The sequence below is a fragment of the Streptomyces sp. NPDC111802 genome (assembly GCF_055634335.1).
In genome coordinates this window covers 26,892-39,612 of the sequence record NZ_JBVKCZ010000059.1, presented here as the reverse complement: position 1 = coordinate 39,612, position 12,721 = coordinate 26,892, and the positions used below count along the sequence as shown (strand labels likewise).

Annotated in this window: 10 protein-coding genes and 1 pseudogene; 5 read left to right on the top strand and 6 right to left on the bottom strand. The window is 71.3% G+C overall.

Annotated features, from left to right (window positions below):
* Positions 1-108: 108 nt before the first annotated feature.
* Both ACZ7NC_RS39740 and ACZ7NC_RS39735 read left to right on the top strand, forming a co-directional pair.
* Positions 109-456, top strand: a pseudogene (locus tag ACZ7NC_RS39740) (DUF5753 domain-containing protein); the annotation flags it as partial.
* Complete coding sequence (locus ACZ7NC_RS39735) at positions 456-653, top strand: DUF397 domain-containing protein (protein ID WP_471496135.1); 198 nt, start codon at positions 456-458, stop codon at positions 651-653. The pseudogene ACZ7NC_RS39740 and the gene ACZ7NC_RS39735, both read left to right, overlap by 1 nt.
* 20 nt (positions 654-673) lie before the next feature.
* Here ACZ7NC_RS39735 and ACZ7NC_RS39730 read toward each other — a convergent pair whose 3' ends face one another.
* On the bottom strand, positions 674-3,136 hold the full coding sequence (locus ACZ7NC_RS39730; protein WP_471496133.1) for a tetratricopeptide repeat protein: 2,463 nt from the start codon (positions 3,134-3,136) through the stop codon (positions 674-676).
* A 107-nt stretch (positions 3,137-3,243) separates the two neighbouring features.
* On the opposite strand from ACZ7NC_RS39730, the gene ACZ7NC_RS39725 reads away from it, so the two are divergent.
* The gene (locus tag ACZ7NC_RS39725) at positions 3,244-3,705 is read left to right on the top strand and encodes a prevent-host-death family protein (protein ID WP_471496131.1); all 462 of its coding nucleotides are present in this window, start codon (positions 3,244-3,246) and stop codon (positions 3,703-3,705) included.
* A gap of 412 nt (positions 3,706-4,117) precedes the next feature.
* A complete protein-coding gene (locus ACZ7NC_RS39720; RefSeq protein ID WP_471496129.1) occupies positions 4,118-4,627 on the top strand; it encodes a DUF2165 domain-containing protein in 510 nt (169 codons plus the stop codon).
* A gap of 6 nt (positions 4,628-4,633) precedes the next feature.
* On the opposite strand, the gene ACZ7NC_RS39715 is transcribed toward ACZ7NC_RS39720, so the two are convergent.
* The 4 genes from ACZ7NC_RS39715 to ACZ7NC_RS39700 all read right to left on the bottom strand — a co-directional run bounded on the left by ACZ7NC_RS39715 (position 4,634) and on the right by ACZ7NC_RS39700 (position 10,036).
* Positions 4,634-5,818 carry a DUF418 domain-containing protein gene (locus tag ACZ7NC_RS39715; protein WP_471496127.1) on the bottom strand — a complete coding sequence of 395 codons (1,185 nt, stop codon included), beginning with the start codon at positions 5,816-5,818 and terminating at the stop codon, positions 4,634-4,636.
* 82 nt (positions 5,819-5,900) lie between these two features.
* Positions 5,901-6,452: a hypothetical protein gene (locus ACZ7NC_RS39710; protein WP_471496125.1), complete on the bottom strand. Its 552-nt coding sequence runs from the start codon at positions 6,450-6,452 to the stop codon at positions 5,901-5,903.
* A gap of 78 nt (positions 6,453-6,530) precedes the next feature.
* Positions 6,531-9,146: a bifunctional FO biosynthesis protein CofGH gene (locus tag ACZ7NC_RS39705; RefSeq protein WP_471496123.1), complete on the bottom strand. Its 2,616-nt coding sequence runs from the start codon at positions 9,144-9,146 to the stop codon at positions 6,531-6,533.
* 38 nt (positions 9,147-9,184) lie between these two features.
* Positions 9,185-10,036 carry an LLM class F420-dependent oxidoreductase gene (locus ACZ7NC_RS39700; RefSeq protein ID WP_471496121.1) on the bottom strand — a complete coding sequence of 284 codons (852 nt, stop codon included), beginning with the start codon at positions 10,034-10,036 and terminating at the stop codon, positions 9,185-9,187.
* Positions 10,037-10,256: 220 nt separating this feature from the next.
* On the opposite strand from ACZ7NC_RS39700, the gene ACZ7NC_RS39695 reads away from it, so the two are divergent.
* On the top strand, positions 10,257-11,774 hold the full coding sequence (locus ACZ7NC_RS39695) for a CehA/McbA family metallohydrolase (protein WP_471496119.1): 1,518 nt from the start codon (positions 10,257-10,259) through the stop codon (positions 11,772-11,774).
* A 31-nt stretch (positions 11,775-11,805) separates the two neighbouring features.
* Here ACZ7NC_RS39695 and ACZ7NC_RS39690 read toward each other — a convergent pair whose 3' ends face one another.
* The gene (locus tag ACZ7NC_RS39690; protein ID WP_471496117.1) at positions 11,806-12,633 is read right to left on the bottom strand and encodes an endonuclease/exonuclease/phosphatase family protein; all 828 of its coding nucleotides are present in this window, start codon (positions 12,631-12,633) and stop codon (positions 11,806-11,808) included.
* Positions 12,634-12,721 lie beyond the last annotated feature (88 nt).

Sequence of the window (12,721 nt, the reverse complement as noted above, 5' to 3'; positions counted from 1 at the left end):
CCTCGATCGACAACCTCGCCAAGCGCATAACGGACGAGACCACACCTACCTGGCGAGGCACCTACTAAGACATAAGGTGCAATCAACTCAAATCAAACGCTCTCTCAGATCACCTTTGTCCAGGAAGAGGCGACGCTGCGGCGGCCCATCGGGGGCAGAATGGTGTTGCGACGGCAGCTCGAACACCTGCTTGAGGTGAGCAAGTTGCGGCACGTCTCGATCCAGGTGATGCCTCTGGACCGCGAGGATCACGCGGGCATGATGGGCTCGATTCGGCTGCTGAAGCTCCGGGGCGGCAAGACACTGGGGCACTCGGAGGGGCAGCTCTACGACCGGGTGATCAGTGACCCCCAGGAAGTCCAAGTCCTTGAAATGCGCTATGGAATGATCCGAGCGCAGGCACTGCCACCACGGGAATCTGTGGCCTTCATCGAGAAAGTCCTGGGAGACGAATAATGACCCCCACGCTGGTCTGGTTCAAGAGCAGCTACAGCGGCAACGACGGCCCTGACTGCGTCGAGGTCGCCATATCCCCCGCCCCAACCAACCCCACCGTCCACGTCCGTGACTCCAAGGACAAGGACGGCGCACGCCTCGCGTTCACGGACGATTCGTGGGCAGCGTTCGTCAGGGCCTGCTCCGCATCCGCGTAACGGACCTTGCTGCCCGGGCTTCATGAGGCGTCGGCGCCGGTCCGGGCGGCCGCGTGTGCCTCGTCGGCGGCAGCCTTGTCGTGGGCGCCGAGGTGCCGGTGGACGGCCGCCCGCTGCAGGAGGGCCCAGGCGTACGTCGGCCTCCGCTCCAGGACCTGGTCCAGGTCGGCGAGAGCCTCCTCATGGCGGCCGAGGTTGGCCAGCGCGGCGCCCCGGCTCGCGCGGGCGGAGCCGTAGTCGGGCTCCCGGGCGAGCGCGTGGTCGTAGTCGGCGAGGGCCTCCTCGTCACGGCCGGCGACGCGCAGGGCGTCACCGCGCTCGCAGCGGACCCAGGCCCAGTCGGGGTCCAGGGTCACCGCCCGGTCGAGGTCCGCCAGTTGGCGTTCGGGGTCGCCGAGGGCGCGGTGCACCCGGGCTCGGCGGACCAGCGCCCAGGGGTAGTCCGGTTTGAGCCGCACGGCCCGGTCGAGGTCCACGAGCGCCTCGGCGAACTGGCGGCGGCCGAGGCGGACGGCGCCCCGAGAGGCGAGGGCGAAGGCGTCGTCGGGGTTCAGGCCGAGCGCCCTGTCCAGGTCGCGGATCGCCTCGTCGTCATGCTCCAGGGCGCGGTGGTACTCGCCGCGCAGGGCCAGGCTGCGAGCATCGTCCGAGGTCAGTTCGAGAGCGCGGTCCAGGTCGGCGACGGCGGCGCGCTGGTCGCCGGCGAGGTCGTGGGACATGGCGCGGGTGCGGTAGGCGCGGGCGGCGGCCGCGGGGTCAAGTACGACGCTCCAGCCGAGGTCGACCGGTCCGCCCGGCTGAACGACCGCCGTACCGTACCCGCCGTCGCTGTCCGGCCCCGGCCCCGCGGGCACCGGGCTCCGCTCGAACCCCGTCCGCCGTAGTACCAGTTCGAGGACCGCTGCCGTCCCCCCTCTCCCCAACGCCTCCGCCAGCTGCCGCCCCCACTCGGCCACCGGCCACGTCTCGGCGTCCCAGCCCGCCTCCACCAAAACCCATGCCCACCGGCCCGCGACGGACTCGCCCTGTTCGCAGGCGTCGACGACATCTCGCAACGCGCCCGAGAGGACCGACGACTCGCCGGCGCACAGCAGGTGGTACAGCTCCGCCAGGCGCAGTTCGCGCCAGCCTTCGTCCGCCCACAGCTCCTCGCCGCCGCGGCCCGCCTCGGCCTCGGTGCGCCAGTGGCCGAACACCGACGCCAGCTCCCGCTGCCGGGCCGTCCAGGTTCTGGGCGACTCCTGGCGTTGCAGGCGCAGCATGGGCGCACGTACGACATCGTGGTAGCGGATCCGGCCGCCGCGCTCGCTGACGAAGGGCAGGCCCCGCAACCACGCGTACAGCTCGTCGAGTTCGCCGTCCGGTCGGTCCACGAGCGCCCGGAACACGTCCGCGTTCAGCCGCCGTGGCAGCGCGCACGCCAGCGCGACCGAGCGGCGCGTCGGATCCGCCTCCCACTTCAGGAACCGTTCCACGGCCGTGGCGCTGAGGTCGCCCACGTCGGCCGGGTCGGCGGGGCGGCTCTCCGCGAGCGTCGACACGAGCACCGGCAGTCCGCCGGTGAGCCGCAGCACCTCCGTGACGACCGGTTCGGCCAGCACTCCCCTGCCCGCGAGCAGATCCCGTGTCTCCGGCTCGGTGAACGGCGCCAGCGGCAGGTCGGTCATGAAGTCCCCGAAGCCGCCCCAGCGGACGGTGTCGAAGGGAAGCTGGCCGGCCGTCACCGCCATGACCGTGGCGGGCAGCGCGCCGTAGCGGTCCGTGGTCATCACATCGTGCAGCCAGCCGTCGAGGAAGCGGCCGGTACGCTCGTAGGTGTCGAGGAACAGCACGATCCACGGCACGGCCGAAGCGGCCTGCGCGAGCTCGTCCAGCAGCACCGGGGTGAGCACGCTCTCCGGGGCGAGGACGAGCCGGGCTTCCTCGTGGCTGCGGAAGCGGGCGCCGAGCCCGGATCTCAACCGATCGGCGCCTTGGGCGAGTTGGGCCGGATCCAGGGCGCCCGCGAAGGCTCCGACGCCCGGCACCATCCCGAGCCCCACCAGGCCGGCCCGCGCCACCGCCATGCTGCCCGCCGACGGCGCCTGCGGCTCGGCCGGGGCGACGGTGATCGCGGCCAGCTCCGCCTCGTATCGCCGCTCCCGGTGGGCGGTCAGCAGCCGGTCGAGCTCCTTGCACCGAGACCCCTGCGCCGCGAACTGCCGACTGATCGCCTCCAGCGCGTCCGGCACGCTCCCCGCGCTCTCGTCGACGTAGGCCGTCAACGCGCCACGCTCCCGGGCGACTTCCTCCAGCTCGCGCAGCAGGAAGGTCTTGCCGACGCCCGCGTTGCCGTGCACATGAAACAGGAACCGGTGCCGCTCGTCCTCCGGCGGAACGTCGAAGTTCGCCCGGAACGCGGCCCGTTCGGCGCCCCGTCCCACGAACCCGGCCCGTCCGCGCCGACGGATCAGCTCCTGCATCGACGGCCGCGTCGGCCCCATCAGCTCCACCCCCGTAGCCGGTCTTCCTGGAGTGTGGCAGAGGTCCGACCCTTCGGGCACCCGCTCACCGGTTGACTTCGGAATACGTTCCGAAGTAACGTGGAAGCATGTCCACTCCTACGGTCGCCTTCTCCGAGCTCTCGAAGAACTCGAAGCGCGTCGCCGAGACGCTCGACCGCACTCGGCGTGTGCACATCACGCGCAGGGACGGCGAGGATCTGTATCTGACAACAGCGCGCCATGACCAGCAGCGCGAGGAGACGGCCGACATCACGGCCCGCCTCCTCGCCGCCCTCGTCCGCAGCGATGCCGGCGAACGGGCCATACTGCGCGCGCTCCCCTCCGTGTTCCCGTGGGTCCGTCACCTGTCGGCGGACGAGTTGAAGCAGTTCGTGGCCGAGCTCATCGACGCCACGCACGACGTGGCCCAGTTGGACGTCCATGGCAATCTCCACCGAGTCGTCGTCGAATGGCGCGCGACGGCGCGCATCCTTGCCGACCCCGAGCTCACCGCGCAGCTCACCCGTCGGCGGCCGGACGAGGACCACGGCGAGGTGACCGCGCCGTGAGTCCGAAGCGCGGTGACGATGTAGCGCCCCCACCGGTGGACGAGGAATGGCGCCTGCGATTCGCGACGAACGAAGCGGCCAAGGGGTGGGGAGAGCTGGGCGCAGAAGCCCCCGGGAACACACGGCGCTGCTTCGAGGCACTGCGCAAGGACCCCGTGTCCCGAGAGGATCCCGACCGCCAGCACCGACTGCGCGGTCGTCTGGCCACGGGAAGCCTAGGTAGTCGGGAATGTCCCCAGTGGGAGTACGAGGTGACGGCAGGGGGCCGCGTGCGGTACCTCGTCGATGAAGGACGACGTACCGTCCATCTCGTCTACGCGTCCACTCGCCACCCCAAGGACACCGAGTAGGTCCCGCATTCGCTGGCTCAATGCCTATGTGGTGGGCCAGTGCGCCGGGGAAGATGACCATCATGCCTACGACACCCCCACGCACCGCCCTCCACCTCGCCGCCGCCCTCCTCACCGCGAGTGTCGCCCTCTACATCGCCCTCGTCGCCTTCGGGAACATCACCGACTTCGGGACGAACCAGCAGTTCGTGCAGCACGTCCTGGCGATGGATACGACGTTCAAGGACGACGACCTGATGTGGAGAGCCGTCACCAGCAAGGGACTTCAGGACGCGGCGTACGTCGCGATCATCGTCTGGGAGACCGTCGCCGCTCTCGTGCTCATATACGGGACCTGGCTGTGGTTCCGTCGGGACGACCTGCGCGCCCGGCGCTTCTCGACCTACGGTCTGCTGATGCTGATGCTGCTGTTCGGCGCCGGGTTCATCGCGATCGGCGGGGAGTGGTTCGCCATGTGGCAGTCCGGGGACTGGAACGGACTCGACGCGGCGACCCGGGTGTTCCTGTTCAGCGGGATCGTGCTGCTCGTCAACCATCTGCCGCAGCAGCCGTCGGCCCGACCGTCGGACTGACCCGAATCAGTGGCGCAGGGCCCATTTCTGGACGCTCTCCAGGGGCCCTGCCGAGAATCGCCTCAGCCACAGCGTTGAGCCCACCATGAGCACCGCGCAGACGCCGGCCCACAGGCCCACCACCCACCACGGCCCCGAGTCGCCCAGCCGCTCCGCCAGGCCCAGCCCGATGCCGTAGGAGACCAGGACACACAGCACGTTCTGCAGGACGTAGCCGGACAGGGCGGTCCGGCCGACGGAGGTCAGGCCGGTCATCAGCGGGCCCGGCCGTCGTACCCGGTCCACCAGCGCCCCGATCAGGCCGATGTATCCGAGGGCCAGCAGCGGGGCGGTGCCGTACCGGGCCAGCAGGGTCAGATCCGGGCCGGCCAGCGTCGCCGCGATGTTGAGCGGCAGCCCGAGGCCGAGCCCCCACACCAGCAGCCGCGAGCGCAGCCGGCGCCCTGTCTCGTCCGCGCCGAACGCCCCCGCCCGGAACAGCCGTACGCCCAGCAGGAAGAGGAAGAGCAGGAGGAAGAAGGTCAGTACCGGCTCCATACGGAGCGCGATCGCGTTCTCCAGGCGGAAGGCGATCTGGTCCGGGTAGCTGCCGTGCGCGTACAGGTCGGCGACCTCGCGGGAGACCGTGCCGCCGTTGCCGTTGTCGGCCAGGGCCAACGCCGCCGTCAGCAGGCCGATCACCGTCAGGTGTGCCCCCGCCGCCCACCACATCACCCGGCGCTGTGCCCGTTCCGAGCGGGTCAGCAGCCGGGCGACGAGCAGCGCGGTGACCGCGTACCCCATCAGCACGTCCCAGGCGAAGACCAGCACGAAGTGCACCGTGCCCTCGCCGAACAGGAACAGCGCCCGCCACCGGTAGCGCCCCGGCCACGGCTGCCCGCGCCGCGCCGCCGAGTCGTACTGGATGGCCAGCCCCACGCCGAACAGGATCGTCAGCAGCGACAGGAACTTGCCGTTCGCCAGCACGCTGAACGTGCCCTCCACCATCTGCGAGACCGACCCGAACGACAGCTCGCTCGTCCCGGACTGCAGGACTCCCCACTCCGCGCCCGGCCCGGTGAAGATCCATACGTTCGTCATGAGCGTGCCCAGGATGGCCGCCCCGCGCAGTACGTCGAGGAGGGGGAGCCGTCGTCCGACGGGCGGCGCGGACTCCGTTGCCCGCGGGACCGTCGTGTCCGTGTGCGTCATGCGTTCATCGTCACGGCGGCCGCGGCCCGAATCGTCATGAGCGGAGGCGAACCTGCCCTACATCGAAGGATGCAGCGGACGCCTACTCGACCACGACCACAGTCGTACCCGCCTCGCCGAACGTCCACAACGCCGTCCCGTCGGCCGCGCGCATGCGGACCCCGCCGGTCTGCCTGCCCTCGGCGGGCGGGGGCGAGGAGCCGTCCACGGCGTTGGAGAAGGCGATGGAGATGCCGGACTTCGCGGCGAAGTAGACGATGTTCTCGATCTGCACACCGTCCGAGCCGGTGGTGGCCATGGTGCGCGAGGACACCGCGTAGCTGCCCGGGTCCGGGCTCACCGTGCCCGGCCAGACGGCGAACGTACGACGGGCCGCCTCGCTCGCGTCGACCAGCCAGACCCGCTTCTGGCCGAGGGCGTAGACGATCCGGCGCCCCGTGCCCGAGTTCTTCGGAACGGCGGCGGGCGCGGCGGACTTCGTCGGTCCGGGGCTCGCGCCCTGAGACGCCGACGCGCTCGGGCGGGCCGACGCGGCCGTGGGGTGCGGCCCCTTGTCGGCCTGCACGGCGAGGACGGTGACGGCGGCTATGGCTCCCACCGTCAGACCGGTCACCCAGACCTTGGGAGCAGGCACGGGCACGCATCTCCTCAGCTAAGGCACCCCTCCAGCGGGGGTCGGATCATCGTACCGACCCCCGCGAGGCGCTCCTCCTCAGTCCAGCACCGGCAACAGCTCCGGCAGATGCCCGTCCGAGGCCGCCGCTGCCCGCTGCCGTTCCTCGGGCACCTCGCCGTACAGCGTGGTGCGGGGTTTCGCCGGGCGTCCTGCGGCCTCGGCGACGGCCACCAGGTCATGGACCGACTTGTAGGAGCCGTACGACGAACCCGCCATCCGCGAGATCGTCTCCTCCATCAGTGTGCCGCCCAGGTCGTTCGCGCCGGAGCGGAGCATCTCCGCCGCGCCCTCCGTGCCCAGCTTCACCCAGCTGGTCTGGATGTTGGGAATCCACGGGTGCAGCAGGAGGCGGGCCATGGCCGTCACCGCGCGGTTGTCGCGGATCGTCGGGCCGGGGCGGGCGATGCCGGCCAGGTAGACGGGGGCGTTGGTGTGGATGAACGGCAGGGTCACGAACTCCGTGAAGCCGCCCGTGCGTTGCTGGATGCCGGCCAGGGTGCGCAGGTGGCCGAGCCAGTGGCGGGGCTGGTCGACGTGGCCGTACATCATGGTCGAGGAGGAGCGGATGCCGACTTCGTGCGCCGTCGAGATCACCTCGATCCACGTAGCCGTCGGCAGCTTGCCCTTGGTCAGGACCCAGCGGACCTCGTCGTCGAGGATCTCGGCGGCCGTGCCGGGGATGGAGTCCAGGCCGGCCTCCTTCGCCGCCGTCAGCCATTCCCGGATGGACATGCCGGTGCGGGTGGCGCCGTTGACGACCTCCATCGGGGAGAAGGCGTGGACGTGCATGCCGGGGACGCGCTCCTTGACCGCCTTCGCGATGTCGAAGTACGCCGTCCCGGGCAGGTCCGGGTGGATGCCGCCCTGCATGCAGACCTCCACCGCGCCCACGTCCCAGGCCTGCTGGGCGCGGTCGGCGACCTGGTCAAGGGAGAGGGTGTAGGCGTCGGCGTCCGTGCGGCGCTGGGCGAAGGCGCAGAAACGGCAGCCGGTGTAGCAGACGTTGGTGAAGTTGATGTTCCGGGTGACGATGTACGTGACGTCGTCGCCGACCGCCGATTTACGGACGTCGTCGGCGACCTTGCACAGCGCGTCCAGCGCCGGGCCGTCCGCGTGCAGCAGCGCCAGTGCCTCGGCGTCGGTCAGCCGGGTCGGGTCGTCGGCGGCGACCCGCAGCGCCTGGCGCACGTCGGTGTCGATGCGCTCCGGCGCCATCCCGGGGGCGGCCGCCTCGCGCAGGGCGCCCCAGTCGCCGTACACCTCGTCGAAGTCGTCGCGGCGGTCGGAGGTGCGGCCCTCGGTGTCGATGGTGGTGTGCAGGTCCGTACGGCCGGCGGACACGAAGGCCTCTTCGGGCTCCTGCCACGGGTGGCCCTCGACCACGGCGTCGGGGCGCGCGAGGCCCGTCTCGGGGTCGGCCAGCGCCCGTACGTGCGGAAGCAGCCGCGGGTCCAGCCAGGGCTCGCCGCGCTGCACGAACTCCGGGTAGACGCAGAGACGTTCCCGCAGCTCGAAGCCGGCCGCCGCCGAGCGCTCGGTGAGCTCCTCGATCTGCGGCCAGGGGCGCTCGGGGTTGACGTGGTCGATGGTCAGCGGGGAGACCCCGCCCCAGTCGTCGATGCCGGCCCGGATCAGCCGCTCGTACTCGGAGTCGACCAGGTTCGGCGGGGCCTGGAGACAGGCGCTCGGGCCCATGATGTGCCGGGCGACGGCCACCGTGGCGACCAGTTCGTCGAGTTCGGCGTCCGGCATGCCGCGCATCGCGGTGTCCGGTTTGGCGCGGAAGTTCTGGATGATCAGTTCCTGGACGCCGTGGTACGCCCGGGAGATCTTGCGGAGCGCGAAGAGGGACTCGGCCCGCTCCTCGTACGTCTCCCCGATCCCGATCAGGATTCCGGACGTGAAGGGCACGGAGGAACGGCCGGCGTCCTCCAGGACGCGCAGGCGGACGGCGGGTTCCTTGTCCGGGGAGCCGTGGTGCGGGCCGCCGGGCTCGGACCACAGCCGGGTGGCCGTCGTCTCCAGCATCATCCCCATCGACGGGGCGACGGGCTTGAGCCGCTGGAAGTCGGTCCAGGACATGACGCCCGGGTTGAGGTGCGGGAGAAGCCCCGTCTCCTCCAGGATCCGGATGGAGATGGCCCGGACATAGGCGATGGTGTCGTCGTACCCGTGCGCGTCCAGCCACTCCCGCGCCTCGGGCCAGCGGTCCTCGGGCTTGTCGCCGAGGGTGATGAGGGCTTCCTTGCAGCCGAGGGCCGCGCCCTTGCGGGCGATGTCCAGGACCTCGTCCGGGGACATGAACATCCCGTGCCCGGCCCGGCGCAGCTTGCCGGGGACGGTGACGAAGGTGCAGTAGTGGCACTTGTCCCGGCACAGCCGGGTGAGGGGGATGAAGACGCTCTTCGAGTAGGTGATGACGCCGGGCCGGCCGGCGGCTTCGAGGCCCGCGTCCCGCACCCGGTCGGCGGACGCGGCGAGGTCGTCGAGAGCCTCGCCGCGGGCCTGGAGCAGCACGGCCGCCTCGGCGGCGTCGAGCGCGACGCCGTCCCGGGCGCGTTTGAGGGCGCGACGCATGGAGTTCTCGGTCGGGCCGGTACCGCCGCCAGGGCGGTCGGAGGGGCCGGATCCGGAAGTCGCGGAGGTCGTCATCCTTCGAGCATACGGTCGGCTTGATCAGTGCCGGGAGGTCAGTCGAGGAAGGCTCCGTAGCCGTCCAGCGCCCGCAGCACTTCCTCCTCCCCCGCCGGAGGCAACTGCACCACGACCTCCTCGATCCCGAGCTCCGCGTAGTGCGCGAGCTTGCCGGGCGAGGGATACACGGCGTACGGCACCACCTGGAGGGCCTCGGGGTCGCGCCCGGCGTCGGCCCAGACGGTCCGCAGGCGGGGAAGGGTTTCGGACAATCCTCGCCCGCCGATCGGCAGCCACCCGTCGGCGTACTCGCTGATGTGCGTGAACAGCTTCGGCCCGGCGGCTCCGCCGATGAGCGTGCGTGGGCCGTTGACCTTGGGGGCGCGCGGCTTCTGTACCGGTTTGGGATAGGCGAAACTGGCGCGCACTGCACCGAAATCACCCTCGTACGCGGTGGGTTCCTCCGCCCAGAGGGCCCGCATCAGGGCCATCCGGTCCCGGACGAGTTCGCGACGGGTCCGCCACTCGACGCCGTGGTCGTCGGCCTCCTCGACGTTCCAGCCGAAGCCGAGCCCGAGGGTGAAGCGCCCGCCGGACAGATGGTCCAGGGTCGCGATCTGCTTGGCCAGGTCGATCGGGTCGTGCTGGGCGACCAGCGTGATGCCGGTGCCGAGCCCGAGCCGCTCGGTGACGGCGGCGGCCTGGCCGAGGGCGACGAAGGGGTCGAGGGTACGGCCGTACTCGGGCGGCAGCTCGCCGCCGGCCGGGTACGGGGTGGCCCGCTCGACCGGGATGTGGGTGTGCTCGGGCAGATACAGCCCGGCGAACCCGCGCTGCTCCAGCTCACGGGCGAGCCGGAGCGGGGTGATGGTCTCGTCGGTGAGGAAGATCGTCACGGAGATGCGCATGACCGCATCTGTACCCCTTGAACGTCCCGATGTCCATACCGACCGGTCGGCCTAATTCGATCCCCTGCGACCGGCGGGCTTCGTCCACTGACGATCGGCTGGTGATTGGCTGCCGATTCCCTTCCCTTGCCCGTCCGTTCACGGCTCAATACGAGAGTTGCACGCACCACCACTGCACCACCCATGCCCTGTCACCGACGACGACCTGGGGAGCAGCAGCATGTGCGAGGACAACCACGTCGGCCTGGGCAGACGCGCCCTGTTCGTGACGGGCGCCGCGGCCGCGCTTACGTTGGGAAGCGTGACCTTTGCGAGAGGGGCGGACGACATGCACGACGCCGAGACCCGTACGGTCCGCGGGACTCTGCCGCCCGGAGCGCCCGACTTCGTCTACCTGCCCCTCGAAGTCCCCGACGGGGTGCGGGAGATCAAGGTCTCCTACACCTACGACCGGCCCTCCGTCCCGGCCGGCACCCAGGGCAACGGCCTCGACATCGGCATCTTCGACCAGCGCGGCACCGAGCTCGGCGGCAAGGGCTTCCGGGGCTGGTCGGGCGGTGCGCGCACGGAGTTCTTCATCCGCGCGGACGAGGCGACCCCGGGCTACCTCCCCGGGCCGATCGAGGAGGGCACCTGGCAGATCGCCCTGGGCCCCTACACGGTGGCCCCGCAGGGCCTCGCCTACGAGATCACGATCACGCTGGCATACGGCGAGCAGGCCGAGGCCGTCGAGCCGACGTACCCGCCGGAGCGGGCGAAGGGCCGGGGGCGTGCCTGGTACCGGGGCGACTGCCATCTGCACTCCTGGTACTCCGACGGCCGCCGCACGCCCGCGGAGATCGCGGCCCTCGCGCGCGAAGCCGGCCTGGACTTCATCAACAGCTCCGAGCACAACACCAACTCGGCGCACACGCACTGGGCCGATGCGGCGGGCGACGACCTGCTCGTGATGCTGGGCGAGGAGGTCACGACGCGCAACGGCCATGTGGTGGCCCTCGGCGTCGAGCCGGGGACGTTCATCGACTGGCGCTACCGAGCGCGGGACAACCGCTTCGGCAAGTTCGCCCGCCAGATCCGCCGCTCCGGCGGCCTCGTCGTGCCCGCCCACCCGCACGCCACCTGCGTCGGCTGCAACTGGAAGTTCGGCTTCGGCGAGGCGGACGCCATCGAGGTCTGGAACGGGCCGTGGACGCCGGACGACGAGGTGGCCCTCGCGGACTGGGACAGCATGCTGGTCGCCTCGGTGCGCGAGGACGCCCGCGACTGGATCCCGGCGATGGGCAACAGCGACGCCCACCGCAGCCCCGACCCGGTCGGCCACCCCCAGACGGTCGTCCTCGCCGACGACCTGACGCGCGAGGCGATCCAGGAGGGCATCAGGGCGGGCCGGTCGTACATCGCCGAGTCGAAGACCGTGTCCCTCGCCTTCACCGCGTCCGGCGGCCGGGGCAGGCAGGCGGGCATCGGCGGCTGGCTGGAGGTCGACCGGGACACCCCGGTCACCGTCCGCCTGGAGGTCTCGGGCGCCCCGCGCTGCACGGTCCGCTTCGTCACCGACCAGGGCGTGCTGTTCACGAGCGCACCGCTGCCGGTGTCGGGTTCGGGCGTCGTGGAGTGGCGTACGACGCCCTCGTACGCGGCGTACGTACGGGCGGAGTTGCGGCACGAGGCCGCGGCGGGGCCGTTGCCGGGGGCGTTGGCGGCGTTCACGAACCCGATCTTCCTGGGGCGTTCGTAGGCCAGGAGCCCGGTCCGGCCCGGCAGGGCCGTCAGTCCGTCGGCTGGTCCGCCAAGTCGGCGACCACGGCCGCGTGGTCGGACGGCCAGACACCGTCGACCGGGCCGTCCCCGGCCCGCCGTACCGACCGCACATGGCCGAGCCCGCCGGGACCGGGCAGCTCCACATGGATGTAGTCGATCCGCGCGCTCGGCTCCCGGCCCGCCGCCACATACGGGTTCGCGCGGTCCCAGGTGGCGGAGGGGGCGTCCGGGGCGGCGTACTGCCAGGCGTCGAAGAAGACCTGGCCCGGCACGACGGGGGCGGTGCGGTAGCCGCCGAAGAGGCGGATCTCGTCGGAGTCCGGCCAGGCGTTGAAGTCGCCGGTGACGATCGCCGGAAAGGGTGAGTCGCCCCGGTTCTCGGCGACGAACTCGGCGAGCGCGCTGACCTGGCGGCAGCGTACGGCCGAGGCGTGCAGGGCGGAGGTGAGGTGGGTGGTGAAGAAGGGGATGTCGTAGGTGGGGGTGGCCAGACGGGCGAAGAGGGCGAGGCGGCCGTCGTCGACGTCGGAGGGCGCCGGCAGGCGCAGGGTCCGCCGCTCCGCTACCGGCCAGCGGCTCAGTACGGCGTTGCCGATGTCGACCGTGGGGTCGCCGAGCCGGCGGCGCCAGCGCTCGGGGGCGGGTGAGGGGGCCCAGGTCCAGTGCATGCCGAGTTCGCCGGCCAGCCACTCGGCCTGGTTCTCACCGGCGGCGGCCCACACCTCCTGCAGGCCCACGACGTCGGGACGCAGATCGCGCAGCGCGGCGAGCACGGCCTTCTGCCGGGCCTCCCAGGGGCCGAAGCGCCACCACAGGTTCCAGGTCACCACGCGCAAGGGGTCACCGTCTCTCGTAGAGGAACCTTTCGGGGTTCCGCCGCTCGTTCGATCTCCCGTGAGAGACATTGAAGAGCATCGGCCTCAC

Excerpts from the sequence above, each read along its gene's own strand:
- ACZ7NC_RS39695 (WP_471496119.1), top strand. The coding sequence starts at position 10,257 with ATGTGCGAGGACAACCACGTCGGCCTGGGCAGACGCGCCCTGTTCGTG.
- ACZ7NC_RS39715 (WP_471496127.1), bottom strand. The coding sequence starts at position 5,818 with ATGACGCACACGGACACGACGGTCCCGCGGGCAACGGAGTCCGCGCCG.
- ACZ7NC_RS39730 (WP_471496133.1), bottom strand. The coding sequence starts at position 3,136 with ATGGGGCCGACGCGGCCGTCGATGCAGGAGCTGATCCGTCGGCGCGGA.
- ACZ7NC_RS39720 (WP_471496129.1), top strand. The coding sequence starts at position 4,118 with ATGCCTACGACACCCCCACGCACCGCCCTCCACCTCGCCGCCGCCCTC.
- ACZ7NC_RS39725 (WP_471496131.1), top strand. The coding sequence starts at position 3,244 with ATGTCCACTCCTACGGTCGCCTTCTCCGAGCTCTCGAAGAACTCGAAG.
- ACZ7NC_RS39735 (WP_471496135.1), top strand. The coding sequence starts at position 456 with ATGACCCCCACGCTGGTCTGGTTCAAGAGCAGCTACAGCGGCAACGAC.
- ACZ7NC_RS39705 (WP_471496123.1), bottom strand. The coding sequence starts at position 9,146 with ATGACGACCTCCGCGACTTCCGGATCCGGCCCCTCCGACCGCCCTGGC.
- ACZ7NC_RS39700 (WP_471496121.1), bottom strand. The coding sequence starts at position 10,036 with ATGCGCATCTCCGTGACGATCTTCCTCACCGACGAGACCATCACCCCG.